Here is a 20,402-nt window from a genome sequence, read left to right on the forward strand (position 1 = left end):
GTCATCGCCGGCCCCAAACACCTCACCACCACCACCGACCGCCTCACCGGCCTCCGCCACGCCGCCCGCGACCACGGCCACAAACTCCCCACCCGACACATCACCTACGCCAACTTCGACCGCGACAGCGGCGCCACCGCCACCGCCACCCTCCTCGACACCCAACCCCACCTCACCGCCATCGCCGCCCTCAACGACACCATGGCCATCGGCGCCCTCGCCCTCCTGCGCTCCCGAGGCATCAAAGTCCCCCAACAGATCAGCGTCACCGGCTTCGACGACATGCCCATCGCCCGCGACGTCACCCCCACCCTCACCACCGTCCGCCTCCCCCTCGCCGACATGGGCGCCCGCGCCATGACCCTCGCCCTCGGGGAACCCGGTCCGCACCAGGTCGAACAGGTGCCGGCGGAGCTGATACGGCGGGACAGCTCCGCGCCGCCACCCGGTCGGAGTTGACCCGACGCGCCTCGCGGTCGAGGTGCCGATCGACGGGTCAGCGTCCCTCGGCGAGGTCCATCGCCCGGTAGATGCGTTGCTCCGACACCGGGTACGGGGTGCCGAGCGCCTGGGCGAAGACGTTTACCCGCAACTCCTCGATCAGCCACCGGATCTGCCGTACCGCGTCGTCGCCGCGTCGTGCCGGGGGCAGGGCGGCGAGCATCTGGTCGTACTCCTGCTGCACCTGGACGATCCGGGCGAGCTGGTTCCGGTCCCGGGTCGGATCCTGCGGCAGCCGGTCCAGCCGCCGCTCGATCGCGGTGAGATAGCGCGGCAGGTCGGCCAGGCGGGCGTACCCGGTCTCGGTGACAAAACCCCGGTGCACCAGGGCGGAGAGCTGCGCGCGGATGTCGGCCAGCGCCGCCACCAGGGTCAGGCTGGTGGTACGCCCCAGCCGCTGCTCGACCGCGTACGCCGCGCTGAGCACCCGCTGCACCCTGGCCACCACCTCGACCACCGTGTCGACCAGGTTCGCCCGGACGTGGTCGCGCAGTGCGGCAAAGCCCTCGGCGTCCCAGGCCGGTCCGCCCGCGTCAACGATCAGCTTGTCGATCGCGGCCCCCGCCGCGTCGTCGAGCAGGTCGATCACGTTGCGGTGCGGGTTGCGGCTGAGCGCCAGCTTCGCCTCGTTGCTCAGCCGGCCCTGGAGGAACTTCACCGGGGAGGCGACGGTGAGCCGCAGCAGCCGACGGGTGCCCGCCCACATCGCCTGCTGCTGCTCGGACTCGGAGTCGAAGACCCGTACGCCGACACTCTCACCCTCGTCGACCAGGGCCGGATAGGCGGTGACCCGGTAGCTGCCCCGGATCCGTTCGAGCGTGCGCGGCAGCGTGCCGATGCTCCACTCCCGCAGCCCGTGGTGTTCGAGTTCGGGTGCGGCGGCGGCGACGGTCTGGCGTACCTCGGTCTTGAGCTGGCGTTGCAGCGCGGCCAGGTCGCGGCCCTGCCCGACCGGCTTGTTCTCGTCGTCCAGCACCCGGAAGTTGACCCGCAGGTGGGCCGGCAGCTTCTCCGGGTCCCACGCCTCGCGTGGCACGGTCACCCCGGTCATCCGGCGCAGCTCCCGGGTGAGCGCGTCGACCAGCGACTCCGGCCCGGGCCGGACGTTGGCCAGCACCGCCCGCGCATAGTCGGGCACCGGGACGAAGTTGCGGCGCAGTGCCTTCGGCAGGGACCGGATCAGCGAGATCACCACCTCCTCGCGGAGGCCGGGCACCTGCCACTCGAAGCTCTCCGCCGGCACCTGGTTGAGCATCGGCAGCGGGATGTCGACGGTCACCCCGTCGGTGTTCGTGCCCGGCTCGAACCGGTACGTCAGCGGCAGCGCCAACCCCTCGGAGTGCCAGGCGTCCGGGTAGTCCGTCTCCCGTACGCCGTCGCGACCCGCGTTGACCAGCATCTGCCGGTCGAAGGTGAGCAGGTCGGGCTGTTCCCGTCGGGTCCGCTTCCACCAGGTGTCGAAGTGCCTGCCGGAGACCACCTCGGCCGGGATGCGCTGCTGGTAGAAGTCGAACAGGGTCTCGTCGTCGACCAGGATGTCGCGTCGCCGGACCCGGTGCTCCAACTCCTCGACCTGGTCGAGCAGTTCGCGGTTGGCGTGGAAGAATTTGTGCGGGGTCTGCCAGTCGCCCTCGACCAGGGCGTGTCGGATGAAGAGCTCCCGGGACAGCTCCGGGTCGATCCGGCCGAAGTTGACCTTACGGTTGGTGACCAGCGGGATGCCGTACAGGGTGACCTTCTCCTGGGCCACCACCGACGCCTGCCGCTTCTCCCAGTGCGGTTCGCTGTAGCTCCGCTTGACCAGGTGCTGGGCCAACGCCTCGACCCACTCCGGCTCGACCTTGGCCACCACCCGGCCCCAGAGCCGGGACGTCTCGACCAGTTCGGCGGCCATCACCCAGAGCGGGGGACGGCGGGAGAGCGCGGAGCCGGGGAAGACGGCGAACTTGGCCCCCCGGGCGCCGAGGTACTCCGACCGGCTGCCCCGCTCCGGTGTGCCCGAGCCCTTGCCGGCGGCCTGGAGGTCCTTCACGCCGACGTGGGACAGGAGGCCGGCGAGCAGCGACTGGTGGATCCGCCGGGGATCGACCGCCGGTTCGCTCTCGGCGGCGACCTCGGTCGCCTCCGCCGGCTCCGGCTCGGCCACCGGCCGGGCGGGGGAGGGACGCTCCGGGCGACCACGGCCCGGTCGCTGGCCGCGCGGGTTGCCGCCGTCGAGCGTACGGGCCACCTGGCGGAGCTGGCTGAAGATGTCCTGCCACTCGCGTACCCGGAGGTAGTTGAGGTATTCGGCCTTGCACATCCGGCGGAACGCGCTCGACGAGAGCGCGGTCTGCTGTTCGCGCAGGTACCGCCAGAGGTTGAGCAGGGTGACGAAGTCCGACTCCGGGTCGGCGAAGCGGGCGTGCGCCTGGTCGGCCTGGGCCTGCTTGTCGACCGGCCGCTCGCGCGGGTCCTGGATGGAGAGCGCGGCGGCGATCACCATGACCTCGGTGGCGCAGCCGTTGGTCTCGCCCTCCAGCACCATCCTGGCCAGCCTCGGGTCCACCGGGAGCTGGGCCAGCTTGCGGCCGAGCGGGGTGAGCCGCCGGTTCAGGTCGGTCTGGCTCGGGTCCAGCGCGCCGAGTTCGTGCAGCAGGTTGACCCCGTCGGTGATGTTGCGCCGGTCCGGTGGGTCGACAAACGGGAACGCGGCGATGTCGCCGAGCCCGATCGCGGTCATCTGGAGGATGACCGAGGCGAGGTTGGTCCGGAGGATCTCCGGCTCGGTGAACTCGGGCCGGCTCAGGAAGTCCGACTCGTCGTAGAGCCGGATGCAGATTCCGTCCGAGGTACGCCCGCAGCGGCCCTTGCGCTGGTTGGCCGACGCCTGGGAGACCGCCTCGATCGGCAGCCGCTGCACCTTGAGCCGGTGGCTGTAGCGGGAGATCCTGGCCGTACCGGGGTCGATGACGTACTTGATGCCGGGCACGGTGAGCGACGTCTCGGCCACGTTGGTGGCGAGCACCACCCGCCGGTTGGCGTGCGACTGGAACACCCGGTGCTGCTCGGCGGTGGAGAGCCGGGCGTAGAGCGGCAGGATCTCGGTCCCGCGCAGCCTCGGCTTCTGTTGGACCAGCCGGCCCAACGCGTCGGCGGTGTCCCGGATCTCCCGCTCGCCGCTGAGGAAGACGAGGATGTCGCCCGGCCCCTCGGCGGCCAACTCCTCGACCGCGTCACCGATCGCCTGGACCTGGTCACGTACGTTGTCGCCGTCGTCGGTCTCCTCGCCGACCTCGACCAGCGGCCGGTAGCGGACCTCGACCGGGTAGGTACGCCCGGAGACCTCCACCACCGGCGGCAGGCCCTCCCCAGTGGCCGCCGGCCCGGCATCCGCCGTGCCTTCCGGTAGGGCGTCGGTGGGGGCGGTGGTGAGGCCGGCGAAGTGTCGGGCGAAGCGGTGCGGGTCGATGGTGGCCGAGGTGATGATCACCTTCAGGTCGGGGCGCCGGGGCAGTAGCTGCCGCAGGTAACCGAGGATGAAGTCGATGTTGAGGCTGCGCTCGTGCGCCTCGTCGATGATCAGCGTGTCGTACTGGTGCAGCATCCGGTCCTGCTGGAGTTCCGCCAGCAGGATGCCGTCGGTCATCAGCTTGACCAGGGTCCGGTCACCGACCTGGTCGGTGAAGCGCACCTTGTAACCCACCGCGCCACCGAGCTCGGTGCCGAGTTCCTCGGCGATCCGGTCGGCCACCGTACGGGCGGCGAGCCGGCGGGGCTGGGTGTGCCCGATCAGCCCGCGTACGCCCCGACCGAGCTCCAGGCAGATCTTCGGCAACTGGGTGGTCTTGCCCGAGCCGGTCTCGCCGGCCACGATCACCACCTGGTGGTCCCGGATCGCCGCCGCGATGTCGTCCCGCTTCTCGCTCACCGGCAGGCCGGCCGGGTACGTGATCACCGGCACGGCGGCCCGACGCTTGACCAGGCGCTCCTCGGCGCCGGCCAGGTCAGTGGCGATCTCCTCGGCGGCGAGTTCGCGTTTGTGCGGGTCGCGGATGCGGCGTACGCCGTCGAGCCGGCGCTGGAGCCGGCGCCGGTCACGGAAGATCAGTTCGGGCAGGCGGGCCTGCGCCTCGCGGATCGGATCGGGCAGCGCGCGGGCGGATGGTGTTTGCATGTCGTCGCCAAGGATAGGCAGCGCCGCCGCCGGGCGCCCGTGGTTATCCCCCCACCGGTCCCCGCCGGGCGTTCAGTCGAGCCGCCCGCCGGCCGTCTGTCCACCGGCCCAACCCTTCGGCAACGCGTACCTGCCGCTTGCCCGCCAGTCGGGCGGGGCGGTGACCAGGTCGGCCAGGGGGCGCCCGTCGAGCAGGTGTTCCAGTGCCCACCGGTTGCCCTGGTGGGCGACCAGCAGCACCCTGTGGCCGTCCCAGGCGGCGACCAGGTCGTGCAGGAAGCCCCGCATCTGGTCGACGACCTGCCGGTAGCTCTGCCCGTTCGGAAACGGCTGGTCGAGGTGGTCGGCCTGCCGTGCGGCCACCTCGGCCGCCGGTGCGCCGTTGAGGTCGCCGAAGTCACACTCGCGCAGCCGGGTGTCCCGGTGGATCGGGATCCGGTAGCCGCCGAACGCCTGTTGCACGGTGGCCACCGCTCGGTACAGGTCGGAGCAGAAGACCGCCGACAGCCCCTCGCCCCGGCGCCGCTCGCCGAGGGCCCGCGCGTACCGCAGCCCGTCCATGGAGAGCTTGCCGGGAAGCCAGCCGGTCGCCCGTCCGGCCTCGTCGTCGGTGGTGGTCGCGTGCGGCTCGTAGATGATGTCCACCCCCATGACGCCAGCCTGCCGCAACGGAGGCGACGCCACCCGCCGCTCCGCCGGACCCGCGTTCCGCTCGCTCGGGTCGTCGGGCTGCCGGGTACCGGCCGGGCCACGTGCGCCGGCCCGGCCGGTGGCGTCGCGTGGAGCGGGCCGATCAGCAGGGGGACTCGGAGAAGGTCAGGTAGCCGGAGCGTCGTCCCCACATCGAACGGGTGCCGTCGCAGCTCTCGGAGAGCGCGCCGACCAGGGTGGTGTGGGACGAGTCGGAGTAGAAAGCGGTGTAGCAGTCGTGGTCGGCCTTGCAGGCGCGCGCCTGCGCGGGCGTGCCTGGCACGACGACGAGCGCGGCGACGGCGATGGCTGCGGCGAGGAGTACGCGACGGATCATCGGTGGTCCTTCCTTGTCCCGGAGCGACCTGGCTCCGGCCCGCACGGGTTCCGGTCGAAACCCATGATCCAGATCATCCGCCGGCATCGGCATGAATACAAGAGTCGCTCACGTTCGATCAAAATCCCTTGTATGACAGGGGTTCCTTGCGACTACACAGTGGACCCCGATGCGGATCGCGGCGATGCCCGTCGATTCGTCGGGTCACCGGGGGCCGGGATCGAGCAGGGTCGGCGGCAGTGCCACGCCGTGGAACCGGACATTGCCCTCCGGTACGGCCCAGGTCAGCACCTCGACCGTGAGCAGGCCGGCACTCACCGCCGGGTCGTTGTCGTACAGCCGCTCGGCGACCTCCGGTGCGACCACGAACACGCAGAGTTCGCCCGCGTCCGGGTCGTCCGCCCCGGCCAGCGGTCCGGCCGCGATCACGTGCCCCTGCTCCACCAGGCCGTCCCGATGCGCCCGGTGGGCCTGCCACAACCGGGTCCCGGCCGCCGGGGGCAGCTCCGGTGGCCGAGCCGCGCGGCGTACCAGGACGACCGTGTGGTGCTCGAAGCGCATGTCTCCAGGCTAGGGCGCGCGGGGCGGCCGACGGTGAGATCGGTCATCTCTTGTTAGGTCCACCGAGGGTCAACTCCTAAGGTAAGGCGATCCTAAGCGGGAAAGCGGGGAGGTGAGAGCTGGTGCACGACGTCGTGACACCACCGAGGGCGGTGGTCGACCCATCCCGACGGTCCGGGCTGCCCCGGGTCCCGGTGGTGGTCGGTGCGCTGGTGCTGCTCGGCCTGCTGGTGGTGGCGAGCCTGGCGCTCGGCAGCAAGCCACTGGCGCCCGCCCAGGTGTGGCACGCGCTGGTCGCCCCGGACGGGGGCGAGGCCAGCACCATCGTGCGTGACCTGCGGCTGCCGCGTACCACCCTCGGGCTCGCCGTCGGCGCGGCGCTCGCCGTCGCGGGCGTACTGCTCCAGGCCCTCACCCGCAACCCGCTCGCCGAGCCTCGGATCCTCGGCATCAGCGCCGGAGCCTCGCTCGGCGTGGTCACCGCCATCGCCGCGTTCGGCGTCACCACCCTGACCGGGTACGTCTGGTTCGGCATCATCGGCGCACTCCTCTCCGGGCTGCTCGTCTTCGGCATCGCGACCCGTACCCGCGACGGTGCCAGCCCGGTCACCCTCGCCCTGGTCGGCGCGGCACTCGACGCCAGCCTCGGCGCGGTCACCATCGGGCTCCTCTCGGCCAGCGCGTACACCTTCGAGGAGTACCGGTTCTGGGTGGTCGGCGGCCTGGTCGGCCGGGACGCCTCGATCGCCGTCCAGGTCGCCCCCTTCGTCCTCGCCGGCCTGCTGCTCGCCGCCATGGTGGCGCGGGGCCTGGACGCGCTCGCCCTCGGCGACGACGTGGCCCGGGGCCTGGGCAACCGGGTCGGCCTGATCCGGATCGGTGGCGGGGCGGCGGCCGTGCTGCTCACCGGTGCCGGGGTCGCCGCCGCCGGGCCGATCGCCTTCGTCGGGCTCGCCGTGCCGCACCTGGCCCGCGCCCTGGTCGGCGTCGACCAGCGCTGGACCCTCGCGGTCTCGGTGTTGCTCGGCCCGTCGCTGCTGCTCGGCGCGGACATCGTCGGGCGTCTGATCACCCCCGGCGAGGTGCCGGCCGGGATCATCACCGCGCTGCTCGGCGCGCCGCTGTTGGCCGTCCTGGTCCGCCGTGCCCGGGTGGTGACCGCGTGACCGCCCCCACCGCGGCGCCGGCTCCGGGCGGCGGACCGGCGACCGTCTCCACCGACCCCGCGCCGCGCCCGGTCGGGGTCCGGCCGACCGACGCCAACCTGCTGCCCGGACGTTCGCCGCTGCGGGTCGGTCCGGTCCGCCTGCTCGTCCGTCGTCGCAGCATCCTGGTCGCGGCGCTGCTGCTGGTCCTGCTCGCCGGTGCGATGGTGCTGAGCCTCTCGCTCGGTACGCCCTACGTCGCCCCGGCGGACGTGCTGCGCTCGCTGTTCGCCGACACCCCGTACGACGTGGTGGTGGAGAAGCTCAGGTTGCCCCGTACGGTGCTCGCGGTGGCCGCCGGAGCGGCGTTCGGTGTCGCCGGCACACTGATCCAGAGCGTGGCCCGTAACCCGCTGGCCAGCCCCGACGTCATCGGCATCACCCAGGGCGCCGGTCTGGTCGCCACCGTCGCGCTGACCACCGGAGCCTCCGCCGCGATCATCGCCCCGACCGCGCTCGCCGGTGGGCTGCTCGCGGCGGCGGCCGTGTTCGCCCTCGGTGCCCGGCACGGCCTGGCCGCACAGCGCTTCGTCCTGGCCGGGGTCGCGGTGGCGGTCGGGCTGCGCGCCCTGACCGAGGTGGTCATGCTCTCCGCCGACCCGATCGACGGACAGCGGGCGCAGATCTGGCTGATCGGTACCCTCGCCGGCAAGGGCTGGGCCGAGGCGAGCTGGATCGCGCTCACCCTGCTGCTGCTCCTGCCGGTGCTGCTCTGGGCCGGTTGGGCGCTGCACACCAGCGCCCTCGACGACGACACCGCCCGGGGGCTCGGGCTGCGCCCGACGGCCCGCCGGGTCGGCCTGGCCAGCATCGGTGTCGTGGTCGCCGCCATGGTGACCGCGCAGGTCGGCGCGGTGGACTTCGTCGCGCTGGTCGCCCCCCAGGTGGCCCGCCGGCTGGTCCGCACCGAACGGCCGCCGCTGCTCTCCGCCGCCCTGGTCGGGGCGCTGCTGGTGGTCCTGGCCGACCTGGCCGGTCGGCGCCTGTTCGCACCCACCCAACTGCCGGCGGGCGTGCTCACCGCCGCGATCGGTGGGCCCTACCTGCTCTTCCTGCTCGTCCGTGGTCGCCGGAAGGATTCGTGATGTTGTCCACCCGTGAACTCGTCGCCGGGTACGACGAGCGGACCGTGCTCGACCGACTCGACCTCGACCTGCCGACAAACGCCTTCACCGTCATCGTCGGGCCGAACGCCTGCGGCAAGTCCACCCTGCTGCGCACCATGGCCCGGCTGCTCACGCCGCGCGCCGGCACGGTGCTGCTGGACGGTACGGCCATCCGTGAGCTGCCCACCCGCGAGGTCGCCCGGCGACTCGGCGTGCTGCCGCAGAGCCCACTGGTGCCGGAGGGGCTGACCGTCGCCGACCTGGTCGGTCGCGGGCGGCAGCCGCACCAGAGCTGGTGGCGCCAGTGGTCGCCGCAGGACGCCGAGGCGGTCCGGGAGGCGATGACGCTGGCCGCGGTCGACGCCCTGGCCGACCGCCCGGTGGACACCCTCTCCGGTGGCCAGCGGCAGCGGGTGTGGATCGCGATGACCCTGGCCCAGCAGACCGAGGCGCTCCTGCTCGACGAGCCGACCACCTTTCTCGACCTGGCCCACCAGGTGGAGATCCTGGACCTGCTGCACAAGCTCCGGGCCGAGCGGGGCCGGACCGTGGTCGCGGTCCTGCACGACCTGAACCAGGCCGCCCGGTACGCCGACCACCTGGTCGCCATGCGCGACGGCGCGGTGGTGGCCGCCGGCCCGCCCCGGGAGATCCTCACCGCGGACCTGGTTCGTGACGTCTTCGGGCTCGACTGTGTGGTCGTGCCCTGCCCGGTGAGCGGCGCCCCGCTGGTGGTGCCCGCGCTCACCACACCCTCCCCGGCCGGTGTGACCAGCGCCGTTCCGGCGTGACCGGGCGAGACCCGTCGGACTTCGTACCCCTGTGATCGAATCGAAAGGAACACCCATGCGCCGTACCGCCGCCACCTTCGCCGCGGTCGTCGCCCTCGGTGTCGGCCTCACCGGATGCGCCAAGAGCGACCCGGTGGCCGGCGCGACCGAGGAGCAGACGCACCCCGTTGTCCACGCGATGGGCACCACCCAGGTCCCGGTCCACCCCCAGCGGGTCGTGGTCCTGGACAGCGACAAGATCGACAGTGCGTTGTCGCTCGGCATCGTGCCGGTCGGCGCCACCACCGCAGCCGAGTCGGAGGGACTGCCGACCTACCTCGGTGACAAGGTCGCCTCGATCAAGACGGTCGGTCTGATCAACGAGCCCGACCTCGAGGCGATCACCGCGCTCAAGCCCGACCTGATCATGGGCAGCAAGTTCCGTCAGGAGAAGTTCTACGACGAGCTGAGCACCATCGCCCCGACCGTCTTCACCGACAAGGTCGGCATCACCTGGAAGGAGAACTTCCTCCTCGACGGTCAGGCGCTCGGCAAGGAGCAGGAAGCCAAGGACCTGATGGCCGGCTACGAGAAGCGGGCCAAGGAGGTCGGCACCAAGATCGGCGACCCGGCCGCGAAGAAGATCTCCATCGTCCGGTTCCGGGCCACCGAGATCCGGGTGTACGGCCCGGACTCCTTCTCCGGCATCGTGCTCGGTGACGTCGGCCTCGGCCGTACCGAACGGCAGCTCCTGAAGGACAAGGACGACAAGCGGTTCGACAAGGTCAGCCCGGAGCGGATCAGCGAGGTCGACGGCGACATCATCTTCGTCACCGCGTTCGGCGAGAAGGCGGTCGCCCAGCAGACCCAGATCACCGGCGGCAACCTGTGGCGCAACCTCTCCGCGGTCAAGGCCGGGAAGACGTACACCGTCTCGGACGAGACCTGGATGACCGGCATCGGGGTCACCGCCGCCGGCAAGATCCTCGACGACATCGAGAAGTACGTCACCGCCGCCTGAACCACCGTCGCCTGGACCACCGTCGCGGCACCACCGGCCGGCACCGAGCCATCGCTCGGTGCCGGCCGGTTCGTGTTCCCGCCTGCCCGGTCACCGCGTCGCAGGTGTGGTCCGGGCGCGAGGCCGGTCACTCCGTCGCGAGGCGTAGCCCCAGTGCGATCAGGACGGCGCCGGAGACCTGGGTCAGCCGGCGCCGGACCGCCGACCGGGCGAAGAGGCCCTTCGCCCGGTCGACGAACCAGATGACCCCGGTGAACCAGATCGCGTCCATCACCGCCCAGAGCACCGCCAGCCCCACCACGGTCGGCAGGGTGGGCAGCCCCCGGGGCGCGAACTGCGGCAGGAACGACATGGCGAAGACGGCGGCCTTGGGGTTGGTCAGGTTGGCGACCAGGCCGGCGCGGTAGGAGCGCCACCCGGTCGAGCGGACCGCAAAAGACCCCTCGGGTACGCCCAGCGCCGGTTGCCCCCGCCGGACCGACAGGAACGCCTGTACGCCGAGGAAGATCAGTACGCCCGCGCCGACGATCCGCATCGTGTCGTACGCGACCTGCGAGGCGGTGATCAGCGCGGTCAGCCCGAGGGCGGCGGCAACTCCCCAGACCACCAGGGCCGTCTCGTTGCCGAGCATGGTCATGAGGGCGGATCGGCGGCCCTCCCCGACGGCCTGCCGGAGAATCACCACCGCGCCCTGACCGGGCACCATGGCGAGCAGCAGGCAGGTCCCGAGGAAGACCGCCAGGGTATTGATCATGTAGCCACTGTAGGAACCCGCCGTCATCCCACGACAGCGGCCGTCCGGATCCGGACGGCCGCTGTTCTGGTCGTGTTTTGGCGGGAGCGGTCAGGCGGCGGTGGACCAGATGGCGCTGAAGGCGGCGGCCTCACCGGCGAGCCAGCGTTCGACCTGGTCGGCGCGGACGGCCGGGTCCGGCCGGTGGGTGATGCCCCGGCGCAGGTCGACCAGGACCGGCTCGGCATGCGGTAGGACCTGGTCCATGTGCCGGGCCATCAGGTGCAGGGTGGCGAGCACCAGTTCGCCGCTCGGCGGCGCCTCGTCGAAGTGCAGCCGGACCGCCTCGGCGCGGCCGTCGGCGTAACGCAGGCCGAACTGCGGGTTGATCTTCACCGGTAGTCCGCCGAGCAGCGCGAGCGCGTCGTGGGTCTGGGCCAGTTCGATCGAGCGTGGGTCGCCGAGCGAGGCGAGGTAGGTCAGCGCGCCCGGGACCAGCGCCTGGTAGAGCGGGCGCCAGCGGGGCTTGACCAGGTCGGGCACCTGGTTGAGGTGGGTGCCGCCGGTGTGGAACGCCAGGTCGGCCTTGAGGGCCTTGACGAACTGACCGTGCGGGTTGAAGCCGGAGCGGCTGGCCCGTTGCTTGCGCAGGCCGCCGACGAAGGTCGCCTTCGCCGGTCCGGTCCGGTCCACGTAACGGGAGAAGGCGAGCAGGGTGGCGTACGGCAGGACGGGGGCGGCGGGCTGGGCGGCGGCGGGCACGGTGGTGGCGAGCGGCGCACTGGAGGCGGGCGCAGTCACGGCTGTCCTCCCAGGTCAGGAGCCGGATTAGTACACCCATTCTAATCGACTGGCACCGCTGCGCCCAGCCGAAAACGGCCGTACCGGACAGCGAATATCGCTTCCCGTACGGCCGATTTTTCGGTGGTCTAGAGCTGGCCGACCTCGGTGATCCGGACGACCGCCGCGCCGGCCTCGTCCGAGGCGGCCAGGTCGATCTCGGCGCTGATGCCCCAGTCGTGGTCGCCGTTCGGGTCGTCGAAGATCTGCCGGACCGTCCACCGGTCCCGCTGCTGGTCGAGCAGGAGCAGGGCGGGGCCACGGGCGGCCGGGCCGGTGCCGATCTCGTCGTACGTCTCGAAGTACGGCTCCAGCGCGTCGGCCCAGTCGTCGGCGCTCCAGCCGCCCTCGGCGTCCAGCTCGCCCAGCTCGTCGAAGCGGCGCAGGGCGGCCAGCTCCACCCGGCGGAACATGGCGTTGCGGACCAGCACCCGGAACGCGCGCAGGTTGCCGGTGACCGCCGGTGGGCGCAGGTCGACCACCGTCTCGACGCCCTCCTCGGCCGGGTTGCGCAGCCGCTCCCACTCGTCGATCAGGCTGGAGTCGACCTGGCGGACCAACTCGCCGAGCCACTCGATCAGGTCCACCAGCTCCTCGGTCTTCGCGTCCTCCGGCACGGTCTGCTTGACCGCCTTGTACGCGTCGGCGAGGTAGCGCAGCACCAGCCCCTCGGACCGGGACAGCCCGTAGAAGGAGACGTACTCGACGAAGGTCATCGCGCGCTCGTACATGTCGCGGACCACGGACTTCGGCGCGAGCTGGTGGTCGGCGACCCACGGGTGCCCCTGCCGGTACATCTCGTACGCGGCGTCGAGCAGTTCGGCCAGCGGCTTCGGGTGGGTGACCTCGTTGAGCAGCTCCATCCGGGCCTCGTACTCGATGCCGTCGGCCTTCATCTGCGCGACCGCCTCGCCACGCGCCTTGAACTGCTGGGCCGAGAGGATCTGGCGCGGATCGTCCAGGGTCGACTCGATGACCGAGAGCGCGTCCAGCGGGTACGTCGGCGCGGCCGTGTCCAGCAGCTCGATCGCGGCCAGCGCGAACGGGGAGAGCGGCTGGTTGAGTGCGAAGTCGAACTGGAGGTCGACGGTGAGCCGGACCCGCCGGCCGGAGGCGTCCGGCTCGTCGAGCTGTTCCACCACACCACCGGCCAGCAGCGCCCGGTAGATCGCGATCGCCCGGTGGATGTGCCTGCGCTGGGCCGCCCGGTCCTCGTGGTTGTCGGTGAGCAGGTGCCGCATCGCGGCGAACGCGTCACCCGGCCGGCTGATCACGTTGAGCAGCATCGAGTGGCTGACCATGAAGCTGGAGGTCAGCGTCTCCGGCTCGGCCTCGATCAACCGCTCGTACGTCGGCTGCCCCCAGCCGATCGAGCCCTCCGGCGGCTTCTTGCGCACCACCTTGCGCCGCTTCTTCGGGTCGTCGCCCGCCTTGGCGAGGGCCTTCTCGTTCTCGATCACGTGCTCGGGGGCCTGCACCACCACCCGGCCGATGGTGTCGAAGCCGGCCCGCCCGGCTCGCCCGGCGATCTGGTGGAACTCGCGCGCCTTGAGCAGGCGGGTCTTCACCCCGTCGTACTTCGACAGGGCGGTGAAGAGCACCGTCCGGATCGGCACGTTGATGCCGACGCCGAGGGTGTCCGTACCGCAGATGACCTTCAGCAGACCGGCCTGGGCCAGCGTCTCCACCAGTCGGCGGTACTTCGGCAGCATGCCGGCGTGGTGGACGCCGATGCCGTGCCGGACCAGCCGGGACAGGGTACGGCCGAAGCCGGCGGTGAACCGGAAGTTGCCGATCGCGGCGGCGATCGCGTCCTTCTCGGCCCGGGTCGAGACGTTGATGCTCATCAGCGCCTGCGCCCGTTCCAGGGCCGCCGCCTGGGTGAAGTGCACGACGTAGACCGGCGCCTGGTGGGTGGTGAGCAGCTCTTCGAGCGTCTCGTGCAGCGGCGTGGTGACGTACGAGAAGAGCAGCGGGACCGGCCGCTCGGCGTTCTTCACGACGGCGGTCGACCGCCCGGTACGCCGGGTCAGGTCATCGGTGAACCGGCTGACATCGCCCAGCGTGGCCGACATCAGCACGAACTGCGCCTGGGGCAGCTCGATCAGCGGCACCTGCCAGGCCCAGCCCCGGTCCGGCTCGGCGTAGAAATGGAACTCGTCCATGATCACCAGGCCGACGTCGGCCTCTTCGCCGTCGCGCAGCGCGATGTTCGCCAGGATCTCGGCGGTGCAGCAGATGATCGGCGCGTCCTCGTTGACGCTCGCGTCGCCGGTCAGCATCCCGACGTTCTCCGCGCCGAAGATGTCGCAGAGCGCGAAGAACTTCTCCGACACCAGGGCCTTGATCGGCGCGGTGTAGAAGCTGACCCGGTCGTCGGCGAGCGCGGCGAAGTGGGCGCCGGTGGCGACCAGGCTCTTGCCCGAGCCGGTCGGTGTGCTCAGGATGACGTTGGCGCCCGAGACGATCTCGATCAGCGCCTCTTCCTGGTGCGGGTAGAGGGTGAGCCCCTGATCCTTGGCCCAGTTGGCGAAGGCGTCGAAGAGCAGGTCTGGGTCGGCGCTGCCCGGCAGCTGATCGGTGAGCGTCATGGCCGGTCAATGGTGCCTGGATCACCCCGCCAACGCCAATCCGACCGGCGCCGCCCGATCAGCGGTGCCGGAAGAGCCGTTTCCGGCGGCAGAGGGCCCGCTCTCAGCGGCGGTGGAAGATCAGGTCGAAGACGGGACGGCCGGCGGCGACGGCGCGCCGCTCGAACTTGGTCACCGGCCGGTGCGCGGGTCGGGGAGCGTACCCGTCGAACGCGTTGACCAGCCCCGGGTCGTCGGTCAGCGTCTGCCGCATCTGCTGGGCGTACTCCGACCAGTCGGTGGCGCAGTGCAGGGTGCCGCCCGACGCCAGGCGAGAGCGGAGCAGTTCCACGTGGCTGGGCTGGATCAGACGACGCTTGTGGTGCCGGGCCTTCGGCCACGGGTCCGGGAAGAAGACGTGTACGGCGTCCAGCGCCGCCTCGGGCAGGCAGTGGAGCAGCTCGACCGCGTCGCCCCGGGCCACTCGTACGTTGGTCAGCGCCCGCCGCTCGGTGACCGCGAGCAGGTTGGCGATTCCGGGCGTGTGCACTTCGACCGCGAGATAGTCTCGGCCAGAGTCGGCGGCGGCCATCGCCACGGTGGCGTCGCCCATTCCGAAGCCGATCTCCAGCACCACCGGGGCCCGGCGACCGAACAGGGTGGACAGGTCCACCGGTGCCTCGATCGGGTCCGGGACCATCAGCCCGTAGTCGGACCAGAGGCGGTCCAGCGCGTCGAGGTGCCGCCCGCTGAGCCGGCCCCGGCGCGGGTGGAAGGTGCGGATCCCGGCCGGGTGCCGTTCGGACCCGGCATCGGTACGGGATTGGTCGGTGGAGGTCACAGGAACGTGAGCCTACGCGATCGGCGAGATCGGACGCGTGTGCTCGCCATCACCGAATGAGAGAATTCCTTTCGTACGGCAGGCCAGGTGACGCCCGCCCGGTGCTGCCCCGACGGGTGCCGGGAGGGATCGTGAGATTCTCGTTTCGACGCGCTGGCGTACGGCGCCGACGCCCGCCGCCGGCAGTCGTCCTCGTTCCCGCCTTCGTGCTCGCCCTCTCCGGTGTGCTGCTCACTCCCGCGCCGGCCCTGGCCGGGGATGTCTACGTCCAGGTCACCCCGACCACCGTCGAGGCCGGTCACATGATCGGCATCCGGGCCAGTTGCAGCGACAACACCGAGCCCGCGACGGTCGAGTCGCCGGCCTTCGGCACGGTCACCGCCCAGCCGCAGGACGGGCTGTTGACCGCAGCTGCGCTGGTGCCCGAGGGCACCCAGGCCGACCGGTTCCGGGTCAGGCTCAACTGCCCGGACGGCCGTAACGCCTCGACCAACCTGAACGTGGTGGCGGGTGGCTGGCCCAAGCGCGGTCCGGCGACCGGGTTCGGTGGCTCCGCCGGCCCGGACACCGGTGACCTGCTGCTGGGCGGGGGGATAGCGGTCACGCTGCTCGGTGCCGTACTCGGGATGGTCGCCCTGCGCCGCCGCAACGGTCCGTCGCCGGCCGGCGGCCGGCACGCGTCCTGACCCGGTACGCCGATGGCCCGTCCGAGTCCCAGCGGCCGACCCGAGCCCACGCCCCGGCCGACGCCCGGTCCCCGGGTCGGCGGCCGCCCCGCGCCGCCCACCTCGTCCGCCCCGGCAACCGCCCGGCCGGTCTCCGGTCCGCCGGGCCCGCCCGGCTGGCGGGGCGGCGACCGTGGCGGGACCCGCTCGGCTGGCGCGTCTCGTTCGACCGGCACGTCCCGCCCGGCGGCCGGCGCCCGGTCCACCGTCGGGGCCCGCCCGGCGACGGACGGGCCGAGCAGCCGGGCGCGGCGTGACCGTGACCACAGACCCGCCCGCTGGTTCTGGCCCGAGCCCCGGCGCTACCAGCCGGCCCCCACGCCCCGCGCGGGTCGCCCGGCGGTACGTGACCGTCGCCGCTGGGTCGGACCGCTCGCGATCGTCCTGGTGCTGGTCGGGGTCTTCGCCACCGGGGCCGGACTCGGCCGCTCCGGCGGCAGCCTCTGGCCCACCCTGGCCAGCGGCGAGGACCGGCCACCACCGCACGACTTCCCGGTGATGGAGCCGAGTCCACCGATCCGGTTGAAGATCGACTCGATCGACGTACTGGCCCCGGTGCACCGGGTCGGGCTCGCCGACGACGGGTCGATCGCGGTGCCCGCGTTGGAGAAACACAACGAGACCGGCTGGTACGACCGGGGCCCGACGCCGGGACAGTTCGGACCCTCGATCATCGTCGGGCACGCCGACACCAGGGACGGTCCGTCGGTCTTCCACGACCTGGCAAAACTCCGTCCCGGCGCCCGGATCGAGGTGACCCGCCAGGACCGCTCGGTGGCCGTCTTCGAGGTCAACTCGGTCGAGCACTTCGACAAGTCCGAGCTGCCGCAGGAGCGGATCTACGGCTCGTACGAGCGCCCGGCGCTGCGCCTGATCACCTGCGGGGGCGAATGGGTCGGCGGCAGCACCGGCTACGCCGACAACATCGTCGCCTTCGCCTCCCTGACCGACACCCGCGACCCCTGACCCCTCCCTCGTCGATCTAGGGCAGATCCACCCGTTCGAAGATCATCGAGGGGGATTTTCCCTAGATCGACGCAGTGGTGGGGGGCTCAGGGGAGGGGGACGACCTCGAACTCCAGGAGGTTGGCGCCGGTCGATACCGGCTTGGGGCGGTCGGCGGAGGGGGTGTTGGCCTGGGCGTGCGCCTCGCGGGCGGGGCCGCTGGCCCACGCCTGGTACGCCTCCTCGCTCTCCCACTTCGTGTAGACGAAGTAGCGGGTCTCCCCGCCGACCGGGCGGAGCAGCTCGAAACCGAGGAAGCCGGGCTGGTTGTCCACCGCGCCCTTGCGGGCGGCGAAGCGCCGCTCCAGTTCCTCGCCCGCGCCCGGCGGAACCTCGATAGCGTTGATCTTCACGACTGCCATGACACCAAGCCTATGCGCTCCGACCCGGACACCCCGCGCCCCGGGCGGTGTGCGTCCGGTGAACCCGAACCCGCCTTTCCGCGTCGGCCCTGTCAAAGGACGATCTCAACTGGTGAGTCGGAGGACGCATGAGTCGCTCGGATGCGGAACGCGAACGCCGTAGGCGCGCCCAGGCGATCTACGCGGAGGTGGTCCGGGATGTTGCCCTCGAAAGCAACGCGGAGCAGTACGAGGTCCTGCGCCAGGGGCGAGAGAATCTCCGGCAATTGAGCCAGGACCGAGTTTTGGCCGAGCAACTGCTGGAGGAGGACCGCCAGCAGCTCGTCGAGGAGGACAAGGAACTCGCGAGGACCGTGGTCAACCAGTTGCGAACCGGACAGTTCGTGCAGTTTCGAGCGGTGGTCGAACGGATCACTGCTGCGGACATCGCTGCGAAGGAGGTGGCTCGACACGTCGACGTAGCGGGCTTGAAGACGATCCGGCGTGGGGTCGATGCCCTTGATCCGGGCGGTCCGTTCGTGCGGGCACTCGATCAGGAGGGCGCGAAGTGCGACCAGCGGACGTTCGAGTACCTGAGCGCGGCGCTTCGACAGAAGGAGAACGATCCGCGAATAAACGCCGACCCCCAGATCACACAAGCGATTTCTCTCATCTACAACGGGCACGGCTTGGCGAGCTATCTGGCAGCGGCCCATCCGAATGCCCTCCACCAGTTTAATCGCGAGGCCGCTCGGCTTGCGCCCGACAGCGCGTTCGCGATTTCGCTCGGCCGCCTCGCCCAACTGCGGCCAGCCCAGCCCCTCGGCACACCCGACGCGACCACGGTGACCCCTGACCATGGACCAGGCGGGCGAGCCCAGCCGACCGCCTCACCGGTCGCGGGACAGCCGTCGGCACCGTACGGAGCTCCAGGTCTTGCCCGCGTCGCCGCCCTGTCGTCCACTGCCGTCGCCGATCATGGATCGACGCCGTCGACTACTCGCCGCCGCCCGGGAGGGGCCCGTCCCGTACCCGGTCCCCGGGTCACAAACCCTCAGGGTCGGACGCCCGGCGGGCCTGCCCACTGATCGTGCCGGTCTTCGCCGGGGCGGTGTCGACCACGATCGGCGCGTGGTCGGAGGGGCCGGTGCCCTTGCGGGCCTCCCGGTCCACGTACGCCGAGGTGACGCTCTCGGCGAAGTCGGCGGTCGCGTACACCAGGTCAATCCGCATGCCCTTGTTCTGGTGGAACATGCCGGCCCGGTAGTCCCAGTAGGTGTACGGGTGTGGCCCCTTCATCGGGGTCGGCACCACGTCGGTCAGGCCGAGTGCGCGCAACTCGGCCAGGGCCTGCCGCTCGGCCGGGGTGACGTGGGTCGAGTCGACGAAGAGCGCCGGGTCCCAGACGTCCGCGTCGGTCGGGGCCACGTTGTAGTCGCCGCAGACGGTCAGCGGCCGGTCCGGGCGCACCTCGGCGGCGAGGGCGTCCCGGAGTGCCGCCAGCCAGGCAAGCTTGTACGTGTAGTGCGGCGAGTCCGGGGTGCGCCCGTTCGGTACGTAGATCGACCAGACCCGGACGCCGGCACAGGTCGCGCCGAGCGCGCGCGCCTCCGGCTCGGGGAAGCCGGGCTCACCGGGGAAGCCGACCACCACGTCGTCGAGCCCGACCCGGGACAGGATCGCCACGCCGTTCCAGCGGCCGTCGCTGTGGCTCGCGGCCGTGTAGCCGAGTTCGCCGACCTCGGCCACCGGGAAGGCGCCGTCGGGGCACTTCGTCTCCTGGAGGCAGACCACGTCCGGGGCGGTGTCGGCCAGCCAGGCAAGCAGCCGGGGGAGTCGGGCCTTGACCGAGTTGACGTTCCAGGTAGCCAGCCGCATGTGCACAGCCTGCCGCATCCGGCGGCCGGAGGTGCATCTTGCCGCGCCTGCGGACGGTGGGTCGCGGCGTCCGGTGCCTCCCGGCCGGCGGTGTGGGCCGTCACCGGCCGGGAGGTAACGGGTCGGTTCAGGCGCCGGGGGTGTCCCCGGGGCGGCCCTGCTGTTCGGCCAGGAAGCGTTCCAGTTCCGCGCCGAGTTCGTCGGCGGTGGGCAGTGCCCCGGGCTGGCCGCCGAGCAGGCTGGGAGCGCCGCGACCACGGGCGAAGGCGTCGTACTGCTCCTCCAGGGCGTGCACCAGCGCGCCGGCCTCGTCGGTCTGGGCGACCTGGCGGTCGATGTCGGTACGGACCAGCTCGGCGGCGGTCCGCAGCCCCTCGGTCGGCAGCAGTAGCCCGGTGGCCCGGGAGATCGAGCTGAGCAGCAGTTCGGCGGCGGCCGGGTACTCCGACTGGGCGACGTAGTGCGGCACGTGTACGGCGAACCCGACCGCGTCGCGGCCGACCTGGCCGAGCCGGAATTCGAGCAGGTGTCCCGCGCCACCGGGCACCTGCACCCGCTGGAGCCAGGGCTCGTGCCCGCTGATCAGCTCGGGGCGGGTGGCGTGCGCGGTGACCCCGGTCGGCCGGGTGTGCGGCACGGCCATCGGGATCGAGTTCAGGCCGACCGTCAGACGTACGCCGAGCTGGCTGGTGAGGGCGATCACCGCACTGGTGAACCGTTCCCACTGCAGGTCCGGTTCGGGGCCGGTGAGCAGCAGGAAGGGCGTCTCGGCATCGTCGCGCAGCAGGTGCAGTTCGAGTTTCGGTTCCTCGTACGACTCCCAGTGGTCCTCGACAAAGATCATCGTGGGCCGGCGTGAGCGGTAGTCGAGTAGCTGGTCGATGTCGAAGGTGGCGATCGGCCGACCTTCCAGCGTCGACAGGAGCTGCTCCCGGGCGAGCCGGGTCGCGTTGCCGGCGTCGACGAAGCCGGTCAGCGCCTGGATCAACACCGGCTGACCCAGCTCGGGCAGGTCGTCGGTGAGCTGGTAGAGCTCGTGCGGATCGAGCACCGGTCAGGACCTCCTCAACGGGATGCGCCTACGACAGACGTCACCTCGGTGTACGCAACGCTCCCGCCATC

At 71.6% G+C, this 20,402-nt stretch carries 19 protein-coding genes; 7 read left to right on the plus strand and 12 right to left on the minus strand.

All coding sequences use genetic code 11. The features are described from left to right. Positions 1–459: LacI family DNA-binding transcriptional regulator (locus ACI2K4_RS27240; protein WP_404515404.1), on the plus strand; the 459-nt coding region annotated here is incomplete at its 5' end. A gap of 37 nt (positions 460–496) precedes the next feature. Here ACI2K4_RS27240 and hrpA read toward each other — a convergent pair. The 4 genes from hrpA to ACI2K4_RS27260 all read right to left on the minus strand — a co-directional run bounded on the left by hrpA (position 497) and on the right by ACI2K4_RS27260 (position 6,245). After that, positions 497–4,657: an ATP-dependent RNA helicase HrpA gene (hrpA, locus tag ACI2K4_RS27245; protein ID WP_404515405.1), complete on the minus strand. Its 4,161-nt coding sequence runs from the start codon at positions 4,655–4,657 to the stop codon at positions 497–499. Between the two features lie 72 nt (positions 4,658–4,729). Continuing rightward, positions 4,730–5,308, minus strand: a complete 579-nt coding sequence (locus ACI2K4_RS27250; protein WP_404515406.1) for a histidine phosphatase family protein — start codon at positions 5,306–5,308, stop codon at positions 4,730–4,732. A 142-nt stretch (positions 5,309–5,450) separates the two neighbouring features. Further along, positions 5,451–5,684: a DUF6289 family protein gene (locus ACI2K4_RS27255; RefSeq protein WP_404515407.1), complete on the minus strand. Its 234-nt coding sequence runs from the start codon at positions 5,682–5,684 to the stop codon at positions 5,451–5,453. A gap of 204 nt (positions 5,685–5,888) precedes the next feature. After that, positions 5,889–6,245, minus strand: coding sequence for a YciI family protein (locus ACI2K4_RS27260; RefSeq protein ID WP_404515408.1), 357 nt, complete (start codon positions 6,243–6,245; stop codon positions 5,889–5,891). Between the two features lie 122 nt (positions 6,246–6,367). Here ACI2K4_RS27260 and ACI2K4_RS27265 point away from each other — a divergent pair, with 122 nt between their 5' ends. Genes ACI2K4_RS27265 through ACI2K4_RS27280 form a run of 4 tightly spaced genes read left to right on the plus strand, consistent with a single transcriptional unit; the run spans position 6,368 to position 10,347 of the window. Next, positions 6,368–7,411 (plus strand): FecCD family ABC transporter permease, encoded by a 1,044-nt coding sequence (locus ACI2K4_RS27265; RefSeq protein WP_404515409.1) that lies wholly within the window; start codon positions 6,368–6,370, stop codon positions 7,409–7,411. Next, positions 7,408–8,535: a FecCD family ABC transporter permease gene (locus tag ACI2K4_RS27270; RefSeq protein ID WP_404515410.1), complete on the plus strand. Its 1,128-nt coding sequence runs from the start codon at positions 7,408–7,410 to the stop codon at positions 8,533–8,535. The genes ACI2K4_RS27265 and ACI2K4_RS27270 overlap by 4 nt, the downstream gene beginning before the upstream one ends. Then, a complete protein-coding gene (locus ACI2K4_RS27275) occupies positions 8,535–9,347 on the plus strand; it encodes an ABC transporter ATP-binding protein (RefSeq protein ID WP_404515411.1) in 813 nt (270 codons plus the stop codon). The genes ACI2K4_RS27270 and ACI2K4_RS27275 overlap by 1 nt, the downstream gene beginning before the upstream one ends. A 55-nt stretch (positions 9,348–9,402) precedes the next feature. Further along, positions 9,403–10,347: an ABC transporter substrate-binding protein gene (locus ACI2K4_RS27280; protein ID WP_404515412.1), complete on the plus strand. Its 945-nt coding sequence runs from the start codon at positions 9,403–9,405 to the stop codon at positions 10,345–10,347. Between the two features lie 127 nt (positions 10,348–10,474). Here ACI2K4_RS27280 and ACI2K4_RS27285 read toward each other — a convergent pair whose 3' ends face one another. From ACI2K4_RS27285 to trmB, 4 genes are all read right to left on the minus strand, one after another. Then, positions 10,475–11,101, minus strand: a complete 627-nt coding sequence (locus tag ACI2K4_RS27285) for a LysE family translocator (RefSeq protein WP_404515413.1) — start codon at positions 11,099–11,101, stop codon at positions 10,475–10,477. A 90-nt stretch (positions 11,102–11,191) separates the two neighbouring features. Beyond that, positions 11,192–11,842 (minus strand): hypothetical protein, encoded by a 651-nt coding sequence (locus tag ACI2K4_RS27290; protein ID WP_404515671.1) that lies wholly within the window; start codon positions 11,840–11,842, stop codon positions 11,192–11,194. A gap of 167 nt (positions 11,843–12,009) precedes the next feature. Further along, positions 12,010–14,511 carry a DEAD/DEAH box helicase gene (locus ACI2K4_RS27295; RefSeq protein ID WP_404515414.1) on the minus strand — a complete coding sequence of 834 codons (2,502 nt, stop codon included), beginning with the start codon at positions 14,509–14,511 and terminating at the stop codon, positions 12,010–12,012. Between the two features lie 103 nt (positions 14,512–14,614). Further along, positions 14,615–15,331 (minus strand): tRNA (guanosine(46)-N7)-methyltransferase TrmB, encoded by a 717-nt coding sequence (gene trmB / locus ACI2K4_RS27300; RefSeq protein WP_404515416.1) that lies wholly within the window; start codon positions 15,329–15,331, stop codon positions 14,615–14,617. 131 nt (positions 15,332–15,462) lie between these two features. On the opposite strand from trmB, the gene ACI2K4_RS27305 reads away from it, so the two are divergent. Beyond that, positions 15,463–16,017, plus strand: a complete 555-nt coding sequence (locus ACI2K4_RS27305) for a hypothetical protein (protein ID WP_404515418.1) — start codon at positions 15,463–15,465, stop codon at positions 16,015–16,017. Positions 16,018–16,029: 12 nt separating this feature from the next. After that, the gene (locus ACI2K4_RS27310; RefSeq protein ID WP_404515419.1) at positions 16,030–17,022 is read left to right on the plus strand and encodes a class F sortase; all 993 of its coding nucleotides are present in this window, start codon (positions 16,030–16,032) and stop codon (positions 17,020–17,022) included. 86 nt (positions 17,023–17,108) lie between these two features. Here ACI2K4_RS27310 and ACI2K4_RS27315 read toward each other — a convergent pair whose 3' ends face one another. The 4 genes from ACI2K4_RS27315 to ACI2K4_RS27330 form a co-directional block, all read right to left on the minus strand. Continuing rightward, positions 17,109–17,423, minus strand: coding sequence for an antibiotic biosynthesis monooxygenase family protein (locus tag ACI2K4_RS27315; protein WP_404515420.1), 315 nt, complete (start codon positions 17,421–17,423; stop codon positions 17,109–17,111). 92 nt (positions 17,424–17,515) lie between these two features. After that, positions 17,516–18,205, minus strand: coding sequence for a hypothetical protein (locus tag ACI2K4_RS27320; RefSeq protein ID WP_404515421.1), 690 nt, complete (start codon positions 18,203–18,205; stop codon positions 17,516–17,518). A 241-nt stretch (positions 18,206–18,446) separates the two neighbouring features. After that, complete coding sequence (locus ACI2K4_RS27325) at positions 18,447–19,280, minus strand: exodeoxyribonuclease III (RefSeq protein WP_404515422.1); 834 nt, start codon at positions 19,278–19,280, stop codon at positions 18,447–18,449. 127 nt (positions 19,281–19,407) lie between these two features. Continuing rightward, on the minus strand, positions 19,408–20,331 hold the full coding sequence (locus ACI2K4_RS27330; RefSeq protein WP_404515423.1) for a proteasome assembly chaperone family protein: 924 nt from the start codon (positions 20,329–20,331) through the stop codon (positions 19,408–19,410). Positions 20,332–20,402: the final 71 nt, after the last annotated feature.

The sequence above is a fragment of the Micromonospora sp. NPDC050397 genome (assembly GCF_044901685.1).
Lineage (GTDB): Bacteria > Actinomycetota > Actinomycetes > Mycobacteriales > Micromonosporaceae > Micromonospora_G.

Excerpts from the sequence above, each read along its gene's own strand:
- ACI2K4_RS27250 (WP_404515406.1), bottom strand. The coding sequence starts at position 5,308 with ATGGGGGTGGACATCATCTACGAGCCGCACGCGACCACCACCGACGAC.
- ACI2K4_RS27275 (WP_404515411.1), top strand. The coding sequence starts at position 8,535 with ATGTTGTCCACCCGTGAACTCGTCGCCGGGTACGACGAGCGGACCGTG.
- ACI2K4_RS27260 (WP_404515408.1), bottom strand. The coding sequence starts at position 6,245 with ATGCGCTTCGAGCACCACACGGTCGTCCTGGTACGCCGCGCGGCTCGG.
- ACI2K4_RS27255 (WP_404515407.1), bottom strand. The coding sequence starts at position 5,684 with ATGATCCGTCGCGTACTCCTCGCCGCAGCCATCGCCGTCGCCGCGCTC.
- ACI2K4_RS27295 (WP_404515414.1), bottom strand. The coding sequence starts at position 14,511 with ATGACGCTCACCGATCAGCTGCCGGGCAGCGCCGACCCAGACCTGCTC.
- ACI2K4_RS27285 (WP_404515413.1), bottom strand. The coding sequence starts at position 11,101 with ATGATCAATACCCTGGCGGTCTTCCTCGGGACCTGCCTGCTGCTCGCC.
- ACI2K4_RS27310 (WP_404515419.1), top strand. The coding sequence starts at position 16,030 with ATGGCCCGTCCGAGTCCCAGCGGCCGACCCGAGCCCACGCCCCGGCCG.
- ACI2K4_RS27280 (WP_404515412.1), top strand. The coding sequence starts at position 9,403 with ATGCGCCGTACCGCCGCCACCTTCGCCGCGGTCGTCGCCCTCGGTGTC.
- hrpA (WP_404515405.1), bottom strand. The coding sequence starts at position 4,657 with ATGCAAACACCATCCGCCCGCGCGCTGCCCGATCCGATCCGCGAGGCG.
- ACI2K4_RS27315 (WP_404515420.1), bottom strand. The coding sequence starts at position 17,423 with ATGGCAGTCGTGAAGATCAACGCTATCGAGGTTCCGCCGGGCGCGGGC.
- ACI2K4_RS27325 (WP_404515422.1), bottom strand. The coding sequence starts at position 19,280 with ATGCGGCTGGCTACCTGGAACGTCAACTCGGTCAAGGCCCGACTCCCC.